The 21345-nt window shown below is 73.9% G+C and carries 14 protein-coding genes and 1 pseudogene; 9 read left to right on the top strand and 6 right to left on the bottom strand.

From position 1 onward, the window contains the following. The first annotated feature begins 209 nt into the window (after nucleotides 1–209). From ACWDRR_RS31225 to ACWDRR_RS31210, 4 genes and pseudogenes are all read left to right on the top strand, one after another. Nucleotides 210–4538, top strand: a complete 4329-nt coding sequence (locus ACWDRR_RS31225; protein WP_449775608.1) for a molybdopterin-dependent oxidoreductase — start codon at nucleotides 210–212, stop codon at nucleotides 4536–4538. A 266-nt stretch (nucleotides 4539–4804) separates the two neighbouring features. Then, a pseudogene (locus tag ACWDRR_RS31220) lies at nucleotides 4805–5617 on the top strand (FAD binding domain-containing protein); the annotation flags it as partial. 152 nt (nucleotides 5618–5769) lie between these two features. Then, nucleotides 5770–8526, top strand: a complete 2757-nt coding sequence (locus ACWDRR_RS31215) for a molybdopterin-dependent oxidoreductase (protein WP_449775607.1) — start codon at nucleotides 5770–5772, stop codon at nucleotides 8524–8526. 404 nt (nucleotides 8527–8930) lie between these two features. Beyond that, entirely contained in the window at nucleotides 8931–10667 is a 1737-nt protein-coding gene (locus tag ACWDRR_RS31210) for an amidase (RefSeq protein WP_449775606.1), read from the top strand. A 55-nt stretch (nucleotides 10668–10722) separates the two neighbouring features. Here ACWDRR_RS31210 and ACWDRR_RS31205 read toward each other — a convergent pair whose 3' ends face one another. Then, nucleotides 10723–11664: an RICIN domain-containing protein gene (locus ACWDRR_RS31205; RefSeq protein ID WP_449775605.1), complete on the bottom strand. Its 942-nt coding sequence runs from the start codon at nucleotides 11662–11664 to the stop codon at nucleotides 10723–10725. 314 nt (nucleotides 11665–11978) lie between these two features. Here ACWDRR_RS31205 and pip point away from each other — a divergent pair, with 314 nt between their 5' ends. Beyond that, nucleotides 11979–12938, top strand: coding sequence for a prolyl aminopeptidase (gene pip / locus ACWDRR_RS31200; RefSeq protein ID WP_449775604.1), 960 nt, complete (start codon nucleotides 11979–11981; stop codon nucleotides 12936–12938). 116 nt (nucleotides 12939–13054) lie between these two features. On the opposite strand, the gene solA is transcribed toward pip, so the two are convergent. From solA to ACWDRR_RS31180, 4 genes are all read right to left on the bottom strand, one after another. Next, a complete protein-coding gene (solA, locus tag ACWDRR_RS31195) occupies nucleotides 13055–14155 on the bottom strand; it encodes an N-methyl-L-tryptophan oxidase (protein WP_449775603.1) in 1101 nt (366 codons plus the stop codon). A gap of 250 nt (nucleotides 14156–14405) precedes the next feature. After that, nucleotides 14406–14801, bottom strand: coding sequence for a roadblock/LC7 domain-containing protein (locus tag ACWDRR_RS31190; RefSeq protein ID WP_449775602.1), 396 nt, complete (start codon nucleotides 14799–14801; stop codon nucleotides 14406–14408). Beyond that, nucleotides 14798–15805, bottom strand: coding sequence for a hypothetical protein (locus ACWDRR_RS31185; RefSeq protein WP_449775601.1), 1008 nt, complete (start codon nucleotides 15803–15805; stop codon nucleotides 14798–14800). Before ACWDRR_RS31185 ends, ACWDRR_RS31190 begins: the two co-directional genes overlap by 4 nt. Then, complete coding sequence (locus ACWDRR_RS31180; RefSeq protein WP_449775600.1) at nucleotides 15802–16161, bottom strand: hypothetical protein; 360 nt, start codon at nucleotides 16159–16161, stop codon at nucleotides 15802–15804. The genes ACWDRR_RS31185 and ACWDRR_RS31180 overlap by 4 nt, the downstream gene beginning before the upstream one ends. A 143-nt stretch (nucleotides 16162–16304) precedes the next feature. On the opposite strand from ACWDRR_RS31180, the gene ACWDRR_RS31175 reads away from it, so the two are divergent. Beyond that, nucleotides 16305–16670, top strand: coding sequence for a hypothetical protein (locus ACWDRR_RS31175; protein ID WP_449775599.1), 366 nt, complete (start codon nucleotides 16305–16307; stop codon nucleotides 16668–16670). A 352-nt stretch (nucleotides 16671–17022) separates the two neighbouring features. Here the strand turns inward: ACWDRR_RS31175 and ACWDRR_RS31170 are convergent, their stop codons facing one another. Continuing rightward, nucleotides 17023–18024 (bottom strand): AraC family transcriptional regulator, encoded by a 1002-nt coding sequence (locus ACWDRR_RS31170; RefSeq protein ID WP_449775598.1) that lies wholly within the window; start codon nucleotides 18022–18024, stop codon nucleotides 17023–17025. A gap of 651 nt (nucleotides 18025–18675) precedes the next feature. Here ACWDRR_RS31170 and ACWDRR_RS31165 point away from each other — a divergent pair. The 3 genes from ACWDRR_RS31165 to ACWDRR_RS31155 all read left to right on the top strand — a co-directional run bounded on the left by ACWDRR_RS31165 (nucleotide 18676) and on the right by ACWDRR_RS31155 (nucleotide 21191). After that, nucleotides 18676–18807, top strand: a complete 132-nt coding sequence (locus ACWDRR_RS31165; RefSeq protein WP_449775597.1) for a hypothetical protein — start codon at nucleotides 18676–18678, stop codon at nucleotides 18805–18807. 88 nt (nucleotides 18808–18895) lie between these two features. After that, nucleotides 18896–20161: a YcaO-like family protein gene (locus ACWDRR_RS31160; RefSeq protein ID WP_449775596.1), complete on the top strand. Its 1266-nt coding sequence runs from the start codon at nucleotides 18896–18898 to the stop codon at nucleotides 20159–20161. After that, the gene (locus tag ACWDRR_RS31155) at nucleotides 20154–21191 is read left to right on the top strand and encodes a GNAT family N-acetyltransferase (RefSeq protein ID WP_449775595.1); all 1038 of its coding nucleotides are present in this window, start codon (nucleotides 20154–20156) and stop codon (nucleotides 21189–21191) included. Before ACWDRR_RS31160 ends, ACWDRR_RS31155 begins: the two co-directional genes overlap by 8 nt. Nucleotides 21192–21345 lie beyond the last annotated feature (154 nt).

Here is a 21345-nt window from a genome sequence, read left to right as displayed (position 1 = left end):
CGGCGGCTTGGCGGCGGAGGGCTGAGCCGGGGAGGCTCCCGCGCCCTCGTGTGCCGGTGACTTCGTGCTGCCGCTCACAGTCACCGCGCGCAGGTCGTGCGATCGGGTTAACTCCGTGAATCATGTGCTGTGACGGCGCGGAAACGCGGCGTTCCTATGGTCACGACCGTGGGACCTTCCCACGGTGTGATCCCCGGGAGGGAGTCTCGGTGACGGTGCCGGGTTCGAAGGCGGACAGCGTGCGGACGGTCTGCTCGTACTGCGGCGTGGGCTGCGGCATCGTGCTCGACATCGGTCGGGACGGCGCCACCGGCAGGCGCACCGCCGGGAAGGTGTCCGGAGACCGGAACCACCCGACGAACGCCGGGCGGCTCTGCACGAAGGGTGCCACCAGCGCCGAGATGATGGCCGCTCCCGGGCGGGCCGCCACGGCACTGGTCCGCGCCGAGCGCGGCGCCGAGCCCGCCGAGGTGGACGTGGACGAGGCGATCACGGCGGTCGCCGGACGGCTGCGGGCGATCCTGGACGAGCACGGCCCCGACGCGCTCTCCTTCTACGTCTCCGGGCAGATGTCCCTGGAGGCGCAGTACTTGGCGAACAAGCTCGCCAAGGGGTTCGTGCGCACCAGCCGGATCGAGTCCAACTCCCGCCTGTGCATGGCCTCCGCCGGCTCCGGCTACAAGCTGTCGCTGGGAGCGGACGGGCCGCCCGGCTCCTACCGGGACTTCGACCACGCGGACACGTTCCTGGTGATCGGCTCGAACATGGCCGACTGCCACCCGATCCTGTTCCTGCGCATGATGGACCGGATCAAGTCCGCCGGTGCGAAGCTGATCGTCGTCGACCCGCGGCGCACCGCCACCGCCGCGAAGGCCGACCTGTTCCTGCAGATCAGGCCGGGGACCGACCTCGCCCTGCTGAACGGCCTGCTGCACCTGCTGGTGGAGAACGGCCACACCGACGAGGCGTTCATCGCGGAGTTCACCGACGGCTGGCAGGAGATGCCCGCCTTCCTGGCGGACTACCCGCCCGCGAAGGTCGCCGCGATCACCGGGATACCGGAGGCGGACATCCGGCAGGCCGCGCAATGGATCGGCGCGGCGGGTGAGTGGATGAGCTGCTGGACGATGGGCCTCAACCAGTCCACCCACGGCACCTGGAACACCAACGCCCTGGTCAACCTGCACCTGGCCACCGGCGCGATCTGCCGCCCCGGCTCCGGCCCGTTCTCGCTCACCGGTCAGCCCAACGCGATGGGCGGTCGCGAGATGGGCTACATGGGACCGGGGCTGCCCGGGCAGCGCTCCGTCCTGGTGGACGCGGAGCGTGCCTTCGTCGAGGAGCTCTGGGGCGTCGAGCCGGGCACGCTGCGGACCGAGGTCGGGCGCGGCACGGTGGAGATGTTCGAGCGGATGGCCGACGGCGAGATCAAGGCCTGCTGGATCATCTGCACCAATCCGGTCGCCTCCGTCGCCAACCGCAAGACCGTCGTCGCCGCCCTGGAGGCCGCCGAACTGGTCATCACCCAGGACGTGTTCACGGAGACCGAGACCAACGCGTACGCCGACGTGGTGCTGCCCGCCACGCTGTGGGCCGAGTCGGACGGCACCATGATCAACTCGGAGCGGAACCTCACCCTCGTCCAGGGTGTCGTCGACCCGCCCGGGCAGGCCCTGCCCGACTGGCAGCTGATCGCCCGGGTGGCCTGCGAGATGGGTTTCGCCGACGCGTTCACCTATGCGAGCGCCGAGGACGTCTTCGAGGAGCTCAAGCGGGCCTGGAACCCGGCGACCGGCTGGGACCTGCGCGGCATCGGCTACCAGCGGCTGCGCGACACCCCGGTGCAGTGGCCGGCGTCCTCCCCGGACGGCCCCGACCGCAACCCGATCCGCTACCTCAACGACGGCGTCAGCCAGACCCTGCTGGAGCGCGCGGACGGGACGAGGCCCCGGCTCGCCTTCCCCACCGCCACCGGCCGCGCCGGCTTCTTCGGCCGGCCGCACCTGCCCGCCGCCGAACTGCCCGACGACGACCACCCGTTCGTGCTCAACACCGGCCGCCTCCCGCACCAGTGGCACACCCTCACCAGAACCGGCAGGATCGCCAGGCTCAACCGGCTCGACCCCGGCCCCTTCGTCGAACTCCACCCCGAGGACGCGGCCGCCCTGGGCGCCGAGGACGGCGACCGCATCGAGGTGGCCTCCCGCCGCGGCCGCGCCGTGCTGCCCGCCGTCGTCACCGACCGGGTCCGGCCCGGGAACTGCTTCGCGCCGTTCCACTGGAACGACCTCTTCGGCGAGTACCTCGGCATCAACGCCGTCACCAACGACGCCGTCGACCCGATCTCCTTCCAGCCGGAGTTCAAGGCCTGCGCCGTCGCGCTGCGCCTGGTGCCCGCCCCGCTGCCCGAGGAGAGCGCTCCCGTGCCGGTGGACGCCGGTCCCACCGTCCCGGCACGGCAGCCGCAGGACGAGCCCGCCCCTCCGGTGGCCGAGGCCGCGAGCCCGGCCGCGGCCGGCGGCGGGCCCGCGGCCGTGTCCGCCCTGGCCGCGCTGTTCGGCATCGCCGATCTGACCCCGCCGGTGCTCGCCGAACCGGAGCGCCGCTACCTGTCCGGGTACCTCTCGGGTTACGCCGCCGGGGGCGCCACGGCCCCGCCCGGCGAAGTCCCGGTGCTGCCCGCGGGCGCGCCGTTCGCCCCGGGGACGGTGCTCTGGGTGGACGGCGTGCTGGCCGGCATGTTCTCCCGGACGGCCGCTCCCTCCACCCCCGCTCCCTCCACCCCCGCCAACGGGACGGCCGCCCCCGACTCCCCGGGACGTGCCGCCGGTCCTGCCGCCGGTCCCGCCGGCGCCGCATCCGTCCCGGCCCGGGAACTGCTCGTCCTGTGGGCCTCGCAGACGGGCACCGCCGAGGAGTTCGCCGCCACCGCAGCGGCCCGGCTGACCGGGGAGGGCCGCGCCGCGAGCCTGCTGGCGATGGCCGACACCACCCCCCGGCGGCTCACCCCCGGCACCGACCTGCTGATCGTGACCAGCACCTTCGGCGCCGGGGACGCGCCGGACAACGGCGCCGAGTTCTGGCAGCGCCTCACCGCCCCGGACGCCCCGCGACTGGCGGGCGTGCGTTACTCCGTCCTCGCCTTCGGCGACTCCAGCTACGACGACTTCTGTGGTCACGGCCGTCGCCTGGACGCGCGTCTCGCGGAACTCGGCGCCACCCGCCTGCACGCCCGCACCGACTGCGAGCCCGACGACGACGAGCTCGCCGGGCAGTGGCTCGACCAGGTCACCGACGCGCTCGCCGCACCGGCCGAGCAGTCGCCCGTCGCAGCGCCAGCTGCAGCGCCACCCGCCGCCGCGACCGTCAGGCCGGCCGCCGCCGTCCCCCTCCCGCCCCCGCCCGCCGCCCCGACCGGTCACACCAAGGCGTCCCCCTTCGCGACCCTCCTGATCGGCAACCGGCTGCTGAGCCTGCCCGGTTCGCAGAAGGAGGTACGGCAGTTCGCCCTCGACACCCGCGGCGGTGAGCTCGCCTACGAAGCCGGCGACGCCCTCGGCGTGTGGCCGGCCAACGGCTCCGGACTCGTCGCCGAATGGCTGGCCCTGACGGGCCTCGACCCCGAGGAGAACGTCTGTCTGCCCGACAGCGGTGACATCCCCCTCGTCGAGGCCCTGCGGACCCGCCTCGACATCGCCCGCATCACCCCCGACCTGCTCGGGTTCGTCGCCGAGCGCACCGGCGACCGCTCCCTGAAACGGCTGCTGCGCCCCGACAACAAGGGCGAGCTCGCGAAGTGGAGCTGGGGCCGGCAGGCCGCCGACGTGGTCGGCGCCTTCCCCGTCCGGGCCTCGGCCGCCGAATGGGCCGCCGTGCTCAAACGATTGCAACCCCGGCTCTACTCCGTCTCCTCCAGCCCGCTGGCACACCCCGGCGAGGTCCGCCTCACGGTGTCCGTCGTCCGCTACGCCAACGACCTCGGCCGGGAGCGCAAGGGCGTCTGCTCCAGCTATCTGGCCGACTGCGCCGACGACGGCCCGGTGCAGGTGTTCGTGCGGCGCTCCCCGCACTTCCGCCCGCCCGCCGGCTCCGCCACTCCGATGATCATGGTTGGCCCCGGCACCGGCGTCGCGCCGTTCATCGGCTTCCTGGAGGACCGGCGGGCCCGCGGTCACACCGGCCCCAACTGGCTGTTCTTCGGCGAGCAGCGCGAAGCCACCGATTTCTACTACCGCGAGGAGCTGGAGGACTTCCGCGCCTCCGGCCACCTGGACCGCCTCGACCTCGCCTTCTCGCGCGACCAACGCAACAAGGTCTACGTCCAGGACCGGATGCGCGAGCACGGCCCGCGGCTGTGGCGCTGGCTCCAGGAGGGTGCGCACGTCTACGTCTGCGGGGACGCGGGCCGGATGGCCAAGGACGTCGACCGGGCCCTGCGGGAGATCGTCGCGGCGCACGGTGGAATGGACGAGGAGTCGGCCGCCGCCTACGTCCGGCAGCTGGCGGGCGACAAGCGCTACGTCCGGGACGTCTACTGAGCGGTGACCGGACCGGTCGGCCGTCGCGGCGGGGGACTGCGTCGGGCGGGCGCTGCTGGAGGGGTAGCGGCGAGCATCACGGTCTACTGCTTGCATCTGCGAGGTCACCATGAGTGCAACCCTGGCAGATGCAAGCCGGCAGGTGTCTGTGCTCGTTGGTTGATCGTCCAGCCCGACCGTGGATCACTGGTGTTCGGCACCACTCGTCCGCGCCGTCGCCGCGTTGCTTCAATCGCCGTATCGAGCTATTCGGACGGTGGAACGACATGGATCTGAACACGGTGGTGGAGGTACGCGACGCCCGCCGTCGCGAGGTGTGGCAGCAGGGTGACGCCTGGCTGGGCGGCGGCACGTACCTGTTCTCCGAGCCGCAGCCGCACATCCGCCGGCTGATCGACCTGAGCCGGACCGGTTGGGAGCCGCTGAAGGTGACCGCCGACGGCGACCTGGAGATCGCCGCCACCTGCACGATCGCCACACTCTCGCGCTTCCCGAAGCCGTGGACGGCCGGCCCGCTCTTCGAGCAGTGCTGCCGCGCCTTCCTGGCCTCCTGGAAGATCTGGAACATGGCCACCGTCGGCGGCAACCTGTGCAACGGGCTGCCCGCCGGGCCGATGATCTCCCTCACCGCCGCGCTGGACGGCGTCTGCGAACTGCTCTCCCAGAGCGGCTCGGTGCGCAGGGTGCCGGTCGCGGACTTCGTCGTCGGAGCCGGCGTCAAGGTCCTGCAACCGGGGGAGCTGCTCCGCTCGATCACCCTGCCCGCCCGCGCGCTCGCGAGCCGCACGGCGTTCCGGCAGGCCTCGCTGTACGGGCTGGGCCGCTCCGGTGCGCTGCTCGTCGGCGCGGTCGACCCGGTCGACGGCACCCTGACGCTCACCATCACCGCCTCGACCGTCCGGCCGGTCCAGCTGCGCTTCCCGGTGCCGCCGAACGCGGAGGCCGTGCGGGAGGCGGTCGAGTACGCCGTCAGGCCCGAGGAGTACTACGACGACATCCACGGGCTGCCCGCCTGGCGACGGCACATGACCTTCCGCTTCGCCGAGGAGATCCGCCGCGAACTGATCGACGGCGCACGGGCCGACGACGCCCCCGCCACCTGCGCACCTGCCGCCTGTGCCCCGGGAGCCTGCGCGCCCGCCGCCTGTGCCCCGGGAGCCTGCGCGCCCGCCGCCTGCGCCCCGGGTACCTGTGCCCCGGGTACCTGCGCCCCGACCGAGGAGGCCGGACGATGAGCTTCGAGATCCGCGTCAACGACCAGGACTTCGTCGCCGAGCCCAGGCCCGGTCAGTGCCTGCGGACGTACCTGCGCGAGCGCGGCTGGTTCGGGGTGAAGAAGGGCTGCGACGCCGGGGACTGCGGCGCGTGCACCGTGCAGGTCGACGGCGAGCCGGTGCACAGCTGCGTCTACCCGGCCGTGCGCGCCGAGGGCCGGTCGGTGACCACCGTCGAGGGGCTGGCCAAGGACGGCGAACTCCACCCGATGCAGCAGCGGTTCCTGGACGCCCAGGGCTTCCAGTGCGGCTTCTGCACCGCCGGCTTCCTGATGACCACCTCGGCCCTGAACGAGGAGCAACTCACCGACCTGCCCAGGTCGTTGAAGGGCAACCTGTGCCGTTGCACCGGCTACCGGGCGATCGAGGACTCCGTCCGCGGCGTCAAGCACGCGGAGGAGCCCTGTGCCGGGCAGGCCGTCGGGCGCAGCCTCGGCGCGCCGGCCGGGCCGCAGGTGGTCACCGGCACGGCCCGCTACACCTTCGACGTCGAGGTGGAGGGGCTGTTGCACATGAAGCTGCTGCGCTCCCCGCACCCGCACGCCCGGATCGTCTCCATCGACACCTCGGCCGCCCTGCGGGTGCCCGGCGTGCGCGCGGTGTTCACCCACCACGACGTGCCGGACAAGCTGTACTCCTCGGCCCGGCACGAGCACCCCACCGAGGACCCGGACGACACCCGGGTGCTGGACGACGTGGTCCGCTTCGTCGGCCAGCGGGTGGCCGCCGTGGTCGCCGACAGCGAGGGCGCGGCCGAGGAGGGGTGTCGCCGGATCGTGGTCGAGTACGAGCCGCTGCCGCACGTGATCGACCCCGAGCTGGCGATGCTGCCCGGCGCGCCGGTGATCCACCCGAAGGGGCCGGAGTCCCGGATCTTCCGCGCCGAGGACAACGTCTGCGGCGAGGTGCACGGCGAACTGGGCAACGTCGAGAAGGGGTTCACCGAGGCCGACGTGGTGTACGAGGAGACCTTCCAGACCCAGCGGGTCCAGCACGCCAGCCTGGAGACGCACGGGTGCGTCGCGTGGTTCGAGGAGAACGAGGAGAGCGGCGAGGAGCGGATCGCGGTGCGCTCCAGCACCCAGGTGCCCTTCCTGACCCGGCGGGCGCTGTGCGCGCTGTACGACCTCCCGATGGAGAAGGTCAGGGTGGTCGCCGGCCGGGTGGGCGGCGGGTTCGGCGGCAAGCAGGAGATGCTCACCGAGGACATCGTCGTGCTCGCCGCGCTGAAGCTGCACCGGCCGGTCAAGCTGGAGTTCACCCGCCCCGAGCAGTTCTACGGCGCCACCACCCGGCACCCGTTCAAGGTGACGGTGAAGGTCGGCGCCAGGCGCGACGGCGTCCTGACGGCCCTGCAGTTCCGGGTCGTCGCCAACACCGGCGCGTACGGCAACCACGGCCCGGCGGTGATGTTCCACAGTGTGGGCGAGTCGATGGGCGTGTACCGGGCTCCCAACAAGAAGGTGAACGCCTACTCCGTGTACACCAACTGCGTCCCCGCCGGGGCGTTCCGCGGTTACGGGCTCGGCCAGGTGACCTTCGCGCTGGAGTCGGCGATGGACGAGCTGGCCCGCCGGCTGGACATCGACCCGCTGGTCCTGCGCGAGAAGAACGTCATCGGCCCCGGCGAGCACATGGAGGGCCCCTGCGGCGAGGAGGAGGACCTGCACATCGCGAGCTACGGCCTCGACCAGTGCCTCCAGGTGGTCCGCACCGCCCTGGCCGACGACCGCAGCGCCGAGCTGGCCCCGCCGGGCTGGCTCGTCGGCCAGGGCTTCGCGATGTCCGCCATCGCCACCGGCCCGCCCGGCGGCCACTTCGCCGACGCCACGGTGAAGCTGCTGGAGGACGGCACGTACGACATCGCGGTCGGCACCGCGGAGTTCGGCAACGGCACCACCACCGTGCACAAGCAGATCACCGCCGGCGCGCTGGGCACCACGGTGGACCGCATCGCCATCCGGCAGTCCGACACCGACGTGGTCAAGCACGACACCGGCGCGTTCGGCTCGGCGGGCACGGTGGTGGCCGGCAAGGCCGTGATGAAGGCCGCCAACGCCCTCGCCGAGCAGATCCTCTCCTTCACCGCCGAGTACGCCCGCACCCCTCGCAGCCTGGTCCGGCTGAACGCCGACGCGGTGGACTGCGACGGCCGGCCGGTCCCGCTCAAGGAGGTCTTCGAGGCCGCGCGCGGCCGGGGCGTCGAGCTCACGGCCGACGGGCACTGGGGCGGCTCGCCGCGCTCGGTGGCGTTCAACTCGCAGTGGTTCCGACTCGCCGTCGACCCCGACACCGGCGAGATCCGGATCCTGCGCAGCGTCCACGGCGCCGACGCGGGCAAGGTGATGAACCCGCTCCAGTGCCGCGGCCAGGTCGAGGGCGGCGTCGCCCAGGCGCTCGGCGCCACCCTGTTCGAACAGGTGCTCGTCGACGAGCGGGGCGAGGTCACCACCGCCGCCTTCCGCCGCTACCGGCTGCCCGCCTACGCCGACGTGCCGCGCACCGAGGTCCACTTCACGGACACCTCCGACGCGATCGGCCCGCTCGGGGCCAAGTCGATGAGCGAGAGCCCGTTCAACCCCGTCCCGCCGGCCTTCGCCAACGCGCTGCGCGACGCCACCGGGATCCGCTTCACCGAGGCGCCGTTCCTCCGCGACAAGGTGTGGCAGGCCATCGCCGAGCACCGCGCCGGGACTCGACCGCCGCGGGGGTGAGCGGCGGGCGGCCGTCGGCGGGGTCCCGGGAGCAGCTCCCGGGACCCCGCCCGCGTCGGCCCGCGTGCCACCCCCCCCGCACCGGCCTGACCCGGTCCACCCGCGCGTGCCGAGTGTCCTCCGCACCACGCCCGCCGGTCCGAAGCCCCGGCCCGGTGGGGGCACGGAGTGGCCGGTCACGGCCCCGGACGTCCGGACGCGGGCCCGCCTCGATCTCCCCTCCGCCGCTCCACGCTTGCTGGAACGTTCCAGCATTGCCTACGATGCGCCCAGTGGAACGTTCCAGCAGCGGCTGCCGACTTCGACCCGCCGTGCGACTGGAAGCGTGACCGCCGTGCACGAGCCATCGGCGCGGCGCCCGGTAGTTCGCCCTGCCCGACCCGAACCATCCAGGAGACATCCGTATGACGCGCGGATTCGACGTTGTGGAGACCTGTATCGCCGGCCTGCGCGCGGCGCTGGAGAAGGGCGAGACCACCGCGGTCGCCCTGCTCGACGCCTACCTCGCCCGGATCGAGGCGTACGACCGGCCCGGCACCGCCACCGCGCTCAACGCGATGGTCGTGATGAACCCGGACGCCCGCGCGGAGGCGGAGGCCTCCGACGCACGCCGCGCCCGCGGCGAGACGCTCGGCCCGCTGGACGGCATCCCGTACACCGCGAAGGACAGCTACCTCGCCAAGGGCCTGACGGCCGCCGCCGGCTCGCCCGCCTTCGAGCACCTCGTCGCCCAGCGCGACGCCTTCGCCATCGAGCGGCTGCGCGCCGGCGGGGCCGTCCTCATCGGCCTGACCAACATGCCGCCGATGGCGAACGGCGGCATGCAGCGCGGCGTGTACGGCCGCGCGGAGAGCCCGTACAGCGCCGACTGGCTCACCAGCGCCTACGGCTCCGGCTCCTCCAACGGCTCGGGCACCGCGACGGCGGCCTCGTTCGGCGCGTTCGGCCTCGGCGAGGAGACCTGGTCGTCGGGCCGGGCGCCCGCGTCGAACAACGCGCTGTGCGCCTACACGCCCAGCCGCGGCGTGATCTCGGTCCGCGGCAACTGGCCGCTCGTGCCGACCATGGACGTCGTGGTCCCGCACACCCGCACCATGGCCGACCTGTTCGAACTGCTCGACGTCATCGTGGCCGACGACCAGGACACCCGCGGCGACCTGTGGCGCGCACAGCCGTGGGTGCCGCTGCCCGCAGCGTCGCAGGTGCGCCCCGCCTCCTACCCGGCACTCGCACCCGCCGACGCCCGGACCGCCCGCGCCGCGCTCGCCGGCAAGCGCGTCGGCGTGCCCAGGATGTACATCAACGCCGACCCCGACGCCGGAACGAACCCCGACGGAGGCATCGGCGGCCAGACCGGACAGCGCATCGAGACACGCCCCTCGGTGATCGCCCTGTGGGAAGCCGCCCGCCGCGACCTGGAGGCCGCCGGCGCCGAGGTGGTCGAGGTCGACTTCCCCGTCGTCTCGAACTACGAGTCCGACCGGCCCGGCGCGCCCTCGCTGCTCACCCGGGGCCTGGTCGGCCGCGACTACCTCACCGTCGAGATCGAGGACCTGTCCGCCTGGGCGTGGGACGACTTCCTGCGCGCCAACGGCGACCCGGAGCTCGCCACCCTGACCGAGGTCGACGGAGCCGGCATCTGGCCCAAGCAGCAGGGCGAACTCCCGGACCGCTACGCCGGCTTCGACGACACGATCGGCGACTACCCGCGCTTCGTGCGCGAGCGCCCGTACGCGCACTTCACCGACATGCCGCACCTCGAGGAGGGGCTGCGCGGGCTCGAGGAGACGCGCCGGGTCGACCTGGAGCTGTGGATGGACGACCTGCGCCTGGACGCGGTGGTGTTCCCCGCGGTCGCCGACGTGGGGCCCGCGGACATGGACGTCTCCGAAGCCTCCGCCGACCTCGGCTGGCGCAACGGCGTCTGGGTCGCCAACGGCAACCTGGTGCCCCGCCACCTCGGCATCCCGACCGTGACCGTGCCCATGGGCACCATGGCGGACATCGGCATGCCCGTCGGACTGACCTTCGCGGGCCGCGCCTACGACGACAACGCGCTGCTGGCCCTCGCCGCCGCCTTCGAGGCGACCGGCGACCGGCGGACGGCGCCCCTGCGCACGCCACGGCTCCCGGCGGAGTGACGGCGGCGGCGCGGCACCGCCCGCTGCGGTGCCGCGCCGCCTGCCCGGCCCCGGCTCAGCTCCAGGGGTTGGCCGGCTGGTCGTCGATGGCGGTCCAGAAGCGGAGGCCGGAGGGCAGGGAGCCGTTGGCCCAGAAGGACCAGCCCTGACCGTCGTGGAACTCGGCCATCCGCCAGCCGGGGCCGAAGCCGGTCGCGCAGATCGCGTCCGCGGCGGCCCGGCTGGTGAGCAGTGACCCGCGCAACGGCGGGGTGGGCGCGACCTCGCCGCCCGCCCAGCCGTGGTAGCCGCCGGCGGGGATCCCCGCGGGGGCGGGGCGGCCGTCCCGGTTGAGGCAGAGCAGCGGCAGGGCCGTCTCGGGCGGGGTGTCGCCGGCGTACGGGTTGCTGGCGCCGTCGTGGCCGACGTGGACCAGGTTGTCGGCGCGCCGTTCGAGCAGGGCCCAGCTCAGTCCCGCGTGCCTGGCGGCGAACACGGCGAGGTAGGCCGCCGGGTCGACGTTCCACTGCTGGTACTCGCCGTCGTTGCACTCGTGCAGGTAGAGGAACCGGGGGCCGATGAGCAGCTTGTCGTTGTCCAGGCAGAGGCCGGTCGCCACGTTCCGCAGGCGCAGTCCGCGCATGCCGTGCGCGGGCGGCGAGCCGGTGGTCTGGTACGGACTGGCCTGCCACCGCTGGCTGTCGGCGTCGGCGACACAGGGGGCGACCCCCACCCGCTCACCTGCGGTGATGCACCGTCCGGGGCCGGCATCGGCTTTGATCGTCACCTCGCCCGGCCGGCTGCCGACCGGCAGGAGCTGCCACTTGGACGGCGTGTTCGGGGGGTCGCACCCCATGAGGTCCACCCTGGGCAGGGCCCCGCCGGACGGGCACTGGCCGTTCGCCTGGTTGTACAGCAGTGTCGCCGGGCTCCCCGCCGAGGCGGTGAACGGCGCGAGCGCCACGGCGAGCAGCGCGAGCACCACCGCCGTGACAAGTCGCTTGAGCAGCGCGGACACCGAGTCCTCCGGGGGAGTGGGCGGTTGTGGACGGGCGGGCCGGGCGCGGTCCGCGCGGGAGGGCGTTCGGACACGGCGCGGTGCGGGCCGCGGCCAGTGTTCCAGGAGCGGGTGAGCCGCCGGTATCCCAGATTCGTGGGGACCGGGCCCGCGGCGGAGGGAGACGGTGCGACCCGCACGGTGCTCCACGGTGCGCGGCGACCGGGCGACGCCCGCCGGCGGACCGGTGGGTGGTGGACCGGTCGGTGGGGGTTCCGAACCGGTCCTCCTCGTGGCGGAGTTGGGTCGCTTCGATTCCCGTACGATCGACGGTCATGGTCGATCTCTATCCTCCCACCAGCCCCTACGACAGCGGGTTCCTCGACACCGGGGACGGCAACCGCGTCTACTACGAACAGCTCGGCAACCCCGACGGCAAGCCCGGCCTGTCCGTCCACGGCGGCCCGGGGGCGGGCGCGTCGCGGCAGCCGATGAGGGCCTGGGACCCGGAGCGCTACCGCCTGATCCGCTTCGACCAGCGCAACTGCGGTCGCAGCACCCCGCACGCCAGTGATCCGGCGGCGGACATGAGCCTGAACACCACGCAGCACCTGATCGACGACATGGAGCGGCTGCGGGAACACCTCGGCATCGAGCGGTGGTTGCTGGCCGGCGGCTCCTGGGGCTCGACCCTGATCCTGGCCTACGCGCAGCAGCACCCCGAGCGGGTCAGCGAGATATCCATCCAGGCGGTGACGATGACCCGCCCCTCCGAGACCTACTGGCTCTACCGGGGCGCCGGGCGGTTCTACCCCGAGGCGTGGGACCGGTTCCGCGAGGGCGTGCCCGAGGCCGAACGGGACGGCGACCTGCTCGCGGCCTACGCGCGGCTGATGGAGAACCCCGACCGGGCGATCCGGGCGAAGGCCGCGGCCGACTGGCTCGCCTGGGAGGACGCGGTCATCTCGGACGAGCCCAACGGCGTGCCCGGCATCTACAGCGACCGGGAGGTCGACGCGCAGATCGCCTTCGTCCGGATCTGCGCCCACTACTTCAGCAACGGCGCCTGGCTGGAGGAGGACCAACTGCTGCGCGACGCCCACCGGCTGGCCGGAATCCCGGGCGCGCTGGTGCACGGGCGGCACGACATGGGCAGCCCGGTGGAGTCGGCGTGGGAGCTGGCGAAGGTGTGGCCGGATGCCCGGCTGCGCATCTTCGAGGACTCCGGGCACGTCGGCAGCGAGGCGATGAAGGAGGCGGCCCGCGCGGCCATCGAGGAGTTCAAGCACCGCTGATCCTCGGGGGCCGTGGAAGGCCTCGAACCTGCTCACCGGCCGGCTGCCCGCCGTCCCGCCGGCGTACGGTCCGGCCGGCTGCCCGTCGTCGCGCGGTCCGGCCGGCCCGCAGCGGCTCAGCCGGCCCGGGAAGCGCCGAGGGCGAACCGGCTCGCCGCCGGGCGGCCCTCGACGAGGTCCGCGGCGAGCTCGCCCAGCACCGACGCGAACTTGAAGCCGTGCCCGGAGAAGCCGGCCAGGACCGTCACCGGGCCGTGCCGGTCGATGACGAAGTCGTGGTCGGGGGTGGTGGTGTACAGGCAGGTGGCGGCGGTCGGCGCGGTGTGGTCGACGCCCGGCAGCCACCGCCGCGCGTACTCCTGGACCTGCTCCACCGCGCGCGCGTCGGGGCCGCCCCCGCGGCGCTCCGGGTCGACGACCGGGCCGACCCCGTGGAAGCCGACCTTGACGCCGTCCGCACTGCCGAGACCGTACACGCCGGCCTCCGACGCCAGCCGCGCGCCGCCGTGGTGGATGAAGCTCGGCCAGTCCAGCGGCGCGGCGGCCGGGAAGTGCACCGGCTGCTCCTCCGTCACCCGCATCGGGGGAAGGCCGGGCACGAGCCCGGACAGCAGGCGCGGCGCCCATCCGCCGACCGCCACCACGACGTGTTCGGCGACGATCACCTCCCCGCCGTCGGTCACCAGCTCGACGCCCCGGCCGCGGACGGCGAGTCGGCGGACTCCGACCCCGTGCCGGACCTCGGCTCCGTGCCCCTCGGCCGCGCGCTGGAACGCCGCCACCGAGTCGTCGGCGTGCAGCCGTCCGGCCTCGGGGTGGAACAGCGCGGAGGTGTCGGCCCGCAACCCGGGCCACCGCTCGGCCACCTGCGACGGGTCGAGCAGCTCGGCGGGCCGCCCGGCGGCGGTCAGCGCCCGGTGCAGGGCCGAGGTCGCAGCGGTCGGACCGTGGTCCACCGCACCGGTGAGGTCCAGGAGTCGGGTGCCCGTCTCCTCCTCCAGCCGCCGCCACAGCGGCAGGGCCCGCAGGGCGAGGGAGACGTAGAACGGCTCCGGGTAGGCCAACCGGAAGATCCGCGAGCTGCCGTGCGAACTGCCCCGGCTGTGGCCCGGGGCGAACTGCTCCAGGAGCGTCACCCGGTGGCCCCGCGCCGCCAGATGCCAGGCCGCCGACGATCCCATGACCCCGCCCCCGACGACAACGACATCACCGGTCATGCGTGCTCCATAAGGTGTTCGGCGGCCCGGGGGCCGGCGTGGCTGATGCACCGTGCCTTCGGCGACCTCGAAGGAGCGGCCGCTCGCCGAGGGCTCGGTTGCGGTGGCGAGGTGCGCTCCGGTCGCCGACTACCCGGAATCTATCGCGGCGTGATCTCCGGTGCGACGGCGCACCGTTCGGCCGGGCGACCGCCCTGTCGGCGAACCGACGCTCGACCGCGCGCCCCCCTACACCTCGACCGCGCGACCCCTACACCTCGACCGCGGGGACCATCCCGAGCAGTTCGCTCAGCCGCTGGATCGTGGCGGGAGCCTCGCGGTGCAGGCCGGCGATGTCCAGGCCCTCGTCGCCCAGGATCATCAGCAGCGCCTGCTCCCCGATCGCCAGCACCACGACGTAGCCGCCGTTGCAGCGGGTGACCACGTCGCGCAGACCGCCCAGGCCGACCTCGGCGGCGGTGCGCCGGCCGAGGCCGAGCATGGCGGCCGACAGCGCGGAGGCCGACTCGGGGTGGACGGCGGCCGTGTCGGCGGCCACCAGCAGGCCGTCGGCGGTCGAGATGACACTCTCGGAGATGCCCATGACCCGGTCACGGAGGGACTTCAGCTCGTCGACGAGTGCTGCGGGTGAGGTCTGGCTGCTCATGGTGCGCTCTTCTCGGTCTCTTCGGTCTTCTCGGTCCGCTCGGCGCGGTGATCGTTCGGTGGTCGGTCGGAAGCGGCGGCCGGGGCCCCGGGCCGCGTGGCCGGGCCGGCGGGGTCGGTCGCTGTGGTGAGCACGGCCGTTCCGCCCGTTCCGCCCTGACCTTCGGGGCCGCGCCGGCCGGGGATCCGTCGCGGCAGCGGGCCGGCCGAGGCCGGTGGCGGGCCGGTGTGCGGGGTGCGCGGCGCCACGCTCGGCACACCGGTCGCCGGGCGTATCGGCTCCCGGTGGAGCAACTGCCGGGCGTCCATCCGGACCACGTCGAGCAGCACCGCGAACAGCCCGCGCCCGAGGGCGAATCCGATGTCGCGCGCGGTGCGCCGGCCGGTGGCGGCGACCAGGATCTCCCGGTGGCGGGCCGGGATCCGCAGGGCCTTGGACTCGGTCTGCGCGGCGGGGCGGATCCGGCTGCGGGCCAGTTCACCGGGCGGGCCCCAGAGGCGGGTCAACAGGGCCACCCGCTGACCGGTCTCCTCGAACAGCCGTTGCGGCTCGACGCCGGGGCGCAGCGCGAGCCCGGCGGGAGCGGCGGCCTCGGCCACCTCCCAACTGCCGGGCGGGCTCAGCACCAGGGCGAAGGCGCCGTCGAAGACGGCGGCCGCGCAGACGGTTTCGAGCTCTGCGGCGCCGATCGACCCCTGGGCCACCAGAGCCGCACCGAGGTCGCCGGCCCGGGGGCCCGGTGCGGCGGCCGCTGTCGTCGCGGCGGCGGCCCAGTCCGCCTCGCCGACGCGCCGTGACTTCAGCAGCAGGGTCTCGACCGTCGGGGCCCCGGGGGTCTCGATCGCGGTCACCAACCCCTGTTCCAGGTGGATCGTGCCGCCCGGCGCGCTGGAGACGGTGACCGAGCCGGTGAACTCCTCCTGGCGCAGGGTCAGCAGGAGCGCCGGCACGTTGCGCGCGGTGGGCCGGGCCGGCCGGGCGGCCGCGTGGGTGCGGTCCGTCATGCCAGCAGGTCCTGTGCCCGGTCCGCGCTCTGGCGGAGCGCCAGCGCCAGGTTGGTCCGCTCCCGGTCCAGCACCGTGGCCAGCAGCAGCGGGTCGCCCTGCCGGGGCACCAGCTGGACGACGTGGTGGTGGCGGGTGCTGGTGACCACCAGGCTCTCCAACTCGCCCTCGGCTCCGGCCTCGCAGAGCTGCTCGCTGATCAGATTGGTCAGCTCGGCGAGCTCGGCGCCGGTACCGAGGAGCCGGTGCTCCCCGGCGGCCCGGTAGCCGAGGCCCGTGACGGCGTCGACGAGCGCGACGCCGACCACTCCGGGGGAGTCGAGCACATCGGAGAGGGAAGCTTCGAGCGCGTGCACCAGTACCCCTTCACTTTCTGAACCGCTGGCAGCGTACTTTATTTCACCAATTCCGTGCGGTGGTCACACCTGATGACCTTCTTGCTACTTTGTTCCTGCACACGGGGGTTCCGCCCGGATGGCTCGCAAAGGACGAACAGTTCATGAACATTGACAGCGCACTCACGGACGCGATGGGCATCGAGGGCGCCATCGGGGTGGCTCTGGTCGACTACGAGAGCGGTATGTCGCTCGGGCTTCTCGGCGGCAGCCAGCAGCTCGATCTGGAGGTCGCGGCGGCCACCAACACCGAGGTCGTCCGCGCGAAGATGCGCGCCATGGCCGCGCTGTCGATCGACGACGTCATCGAGGACATCCTGATCACGCTCGGCTCCCAGTACCACCTGATACGCCCGCTGGCCGGTGCTCGTGGCTCGCTCTTCCTCTACCTGGCGCTGGACCGGTCGCGCGCCAACCTGGCGCTCGCCCGGCACAGCCTCAAGCGCATCGAGTCCGGGCTGGACGTCTAGGCCCGGACGGGGCCGACCGCCCCGTCCCGGGGGAATTCCCGGCGGGCCGTGCGCCGCCCGGCAATTGCCGGGCGAGGCGAAAACAATGCGTGATGAACCGACTACCGCGAGCGGCCCGTGGAAGAGGGGCGGGATCCCACGGGTGGGCGCCGATTGCGGAAATGAGTGACATTCCGATGACTGGGCGTCATATTCATTCCGGGGTGCCGGGGATCCAGAGCCGGAACGCCGGAAGAAGCGGCCCGGAACGCGGCCGCCCACCCGGCGCGGGTGCGGACGGCGACGATCGCGCCGTCCGCGGGGGGACGCGCCCGCCGTCCGGCGGGGCCGGATCGTGACGACATCTCACCGATCACGCGTCGCCGTGCACCGGAGGCCGTGGTGGCGGGACGACCCCCGTCCGCACGGCATGGCGGTAGTGCAGCGGCGCCAGGCCGGTGTCGCGTTTGAAGGCATTGCTGAAGGCGCTCTCCGAGGAGTAGCCGAGGGTGGCGGCGAGGGCGGCGACCGGTGTGTCGTGGAGCCGGAGGCCGTGCCGGGCCAGCCGTATCCGCCAGTTGTAGAGGTAGGTCAGGGGCGGCACGCCGGCCACGGTCTTGAAGCGGTCGGCGAAGCTGGTGCGTGACATGGCCGTCGCCCTGGCCAGCTCGGTCAGGGTCCACGGCCGGGCGGGGTCGCCGTGCATGAGCCGCAGCGCCGGTGCGATGTGCTCGTCGGCCATGGCCCGCATCCAGCCGGCGGGGAAGGTGTGCGCCTCGCCCAGGTAGGTCCGCAGGACTTGGACGAAGAGCAACTGGGCCAGGTGGTCGGCCGCGAAGGAGGCGCCGGGGCGGCCCTCGCGCATCTCGTGGAAGGCCTGGGTGAGGAGCCAGCGGGCGGCCGGTGCCTCGGCGGTCGTGGCCCGCATGTGCATCAGGGGCGGCAGTGCGTCGAGGATCAAGTCCTTGCCGGCGGCTTCGAGTTCGATGTGGCCGCCGATCGCGACGACGTCCGGGGTGCCGGGCGGCCCGGTGTGGTGGAAGGGGTCCGCCGTCGCCTTCAGCAGCGGCAGGGCCTCGACCGGGGCCAGGTCCGGGGCGCTCGCCAGCACGTACGGCCGGTCGCCGGCGAAGACCACGACGTCGCCCGCCTCCAGCGGGATCGGCTTGCCGGTCCCGTCCATCACCAGCCAGCTGGTGCCCTCCAGGAGCGCGTGGATCTTCAGGCGTCCCGGCGCGGGGAACAGGAGGGACCAGGCGCCGGAGAAGGTGAAGCCGCGCGTCAGCACGCAGCGGGCGCCGACCAGTTCGAGGGTCTGCGCGATCGGGTCGCCCCACCCCGGTGGGCGCGGGGGTGGCGCGGGCAGAACGTCCATGGCGGGACTGTCGCGCACGTCGCCGGGGCGGGCAAGCGCCCCCGGGCGGTCGGCGCCCCCCGCCGGCGCGGGCCCGAACGCGGGCGCCCCCCGGGCCGGGAGGCGTGATCCCGGGGCGCCGCCGACGTGATCGGACCGCGGACCCCGGGCCGGGCCGTCCGGTGGGTGGATTCCCGGGCCACGGCCCTTTCATCCGGACGAGGGAGTGCCGTCGGCCCCGGAAGGGACCGTCCGGGCGAGTCGCGCGCACGGCCCCGGAGGCGCGCCGGAGGCCTGCGCGGATCCGGCGGACGGGCGCGCGGCCCGGCCGGCCACCGCGATCCGCGGGCGGGGAGAGAATCCGACCGCGGCCGGCCGCGCGCTCCCGAACCGGCGTCGGCGGTCGGCCGCGCTCGTCCGACTCCCCGCCGACGGAGGGGTGCCACCGTGGGGTTCCGCAGGACCGCCGCCCAGGCCGACGTGAGCGCCGTCGTGCTCGGCGTCCGGCGCCCCAGGTTCGGACTCTCGCGCAGGTCGCGCGGACGATCGAGCATTCACACGCCGTCGGCGGAGCATCACGATGGGTGACGGGACGCATACGCACACTGTGCCGGGCGGCCCGACCCGGCTGCTCACCGGTGGCCGGCCATCGAGTTCCAGGAGGTAGTTCCCATGGGCGGATTCCAGGACCGCGACAAGTTCCACCCGGACGAGGTCGTGCTGTCGGCGGCCGAGCAGAGCGTCATCGCCGAGCTCGCGAAGGACGGCCAGAGCGACCCGCGCGAGTCCGCGGACGAGGGCTGACCCAGTCCGGACGCACGAGTACCCACGGGTCCCGGGCCGTGGCGGTCGCCCGCCGCGTCCCGGGACCCGCCCAGCAGACGGGACGGCCGTGACCACCACCACGCACTTCGCACCTCCCCAGTCCGGGGAACGCAGCCTCGCCCTGCACGAGGCGTTCACGAGGGCCGAGGCCGCGATCGCGGCCCTGGGGCTGGAGGCCGATCTGGCGCCGATCCTGGACGGCAGCCCCGGGACGTGGCGGTGCGTGCTCGGCCGCCGCGGCGTGCCGATCCGCACCGGGCTGGGCCTGGGCAAGGGCAGCCGCGAGGAGGCGCGGGCGGGCGCGCTGTTCGAGGCCTTGGAGCACTACCTCAGCGGGGTGGACGGGCTGGACGGCTCGCAGATCCGGCTGGCCGCCGCGCACGGCGTCGCCGCCGGCCCGCTCGCGCCGGACGTCGCCGCCGCGCTGCTGGCCCAGGGGCCCGACCGGCCGCTCGGCTGCCTGCCGTACCGGTCGCTGGACGGCGGCCCGGGCGTCGACGTCCCGCTCTTCCTCGCCATGCCCGAGTACCTGCGGCCGGCCGGCGAGAGCCTGCGCCGGGAGGTCGGCGACGCCTACGACTACCGCTCGGTGGGCCGGTACTCGGTCAACAACGGCTGGGCCGCCGGGGCCGATCCGGTCGAGGCCGCCGTGCACGCGATCAACGAGCTGATCGAGCGCGACGCGTTGTCCCTGCTGCTGATCGGCCAGTTCCTGCGCGAGAAGCCGCGGCCGCTCGCGGTGGTCGACCCGGCGACGCTGCCCGCCGACCTCACCGCGCTCCTCGACTTCGCCACCGACCGCACCGGCCGACCGGTGCACCTGATCGACATGACCACCGACCTGGGCGTCCCGGCGTACGCGGCCCACCAGTCGGCGCCCCCGGGCAGGCCCGCGCGGATCTGCGGCTGGGGGGCGTCGCTCTCCCGCCGGTACGCGATCTCGCGCGCGGTGAGCGAACTCGTCCAGCTCCACAGCACCATGGGCCTGCGCGAGCAGTACGCGCACCTGCTGCCCGAGCAGCGCGACGACACCGTGCCCTATCCGAAGCTGCACGCCTGCTACCTGTCCGACTTCAGCGCCGCGCTCGCCGTGGCCGAGGTGCGCCCGTTCGCGCCGACCCCCGCGCCCGAGACCCCCGGCGGGCACCTCGACCGTCTCCTGGGCCTCCTGCGGGACCGCGGCTTCGCCGCCTACCAGCGCGACCACCACGTCACGCCGGACGTGGCCGTGGTCAATGTGCTGGTGCCGGGGCTGGAGCGGTTCATGCTGGTCACCGACGGTCAGGTCGTGGTGCCCGGTGGGCGCGGACTCGCGGCGGCCCGCGGTGAGTGAGCTGGCGTGGCGGCCGCTCGCCCCCGCCGACGCACCCCGGGCGGCGGAGCTGCTGGCGGCCTGCGAGCGGGCCGACCGCACCGGCGACCGGCGCGGTGCACAGGACGTCCTCGACGGCTGGGCGGCCTCGGGCGTCGATCTCGCCACCGGCACGATCGCCGGCTGGGCCGGGGCCGAGCTGGTGGCGCACGCCGTCACGCGCACGCGTGAACACGCGGGCCCCGTCCACGAGATGACGGTGGAGCTCGCGGTGCACCCCGCCCACCGGACGCCGGACACGGCCGCGCAGCTGCTCGCCCGGTGCCGGCGCACCGCGGTTCGCCGGCACCGGGAGCGCTTCGGCGACACCCCGGCGGAGCTCCACACCCGGACGCACGGCCACCAGCGGTGGCTCGCCGACGTGCTCGACGCGTCCGGCTACCGGCGGGTGCGCAGCTACCGGGGCATGCGGCTGGACTTGGCGGCGCACGCACCGGCCGCCCCCGCGCTGCCGCCCGGCACCGCGATCGTGCCGTTCGAGGACGGGTACGAGGCGCTGCTGCTGGCCGCCCGGAACGAGATCTTCGCCGGAAACCCGGGCAGCGTCCCGATGACGCCCGAGACGTGGCGCCATTCGGTCACCGGGAGCCCGTACTTCCGCCCGGAGGCCTCCAGCCTCCTGCTGTCCGCCGACAGTCGGGAGATCCTCTGCTACCTGTTGTCCACCGAACTCGCCGACACCGCCGGTGAACGCGAGCTGTACCTGGCCAACGCCGGTACCCGTCCCGATCTGCACGGGAAGGGCCTGTACCGGGCGGTGTTCACCCACACGCTGGCGCGCGCCCGGGCCCAGGGCTACCGCTGGGCCGTGCTGGACGTCGACTCCACCAATCCCATGGCGGCCGGGGGCTTCTACGAGCGCATCGGCCTGCAGACCTTCCGTACCTGGACGGGGCACGCGCTCAACCTCACCGGCGAGGCGAAGCGGTGGGAGGCCGACGCACCGGGCGTCGCAACGCCCTTGGAGAGACCGGGAGTCACGGCTGCCTGAGCCGGCGCCGCCAGAACAGCGCCGCGATGTCCTCGGAGGCGTTGCTGCGCCAGGCGCGCACGTAGGCGGCGACCCACTTCTCCACCTGCTGCTTCGTGGGCACGGTCGGGCTCCTTCGAGGTGGTCGTCCGAGGCTGTGGCCGCACTGCGGTCG

This window comes from Kitasatospora sp. NPDC003701 (assembly GCF_053587085.1).
The sequence above is the reverse complement of the archived record's forward strand: the minus strand, read 5'-3'. Positions and strand labels throughout refer to the sequence as shown.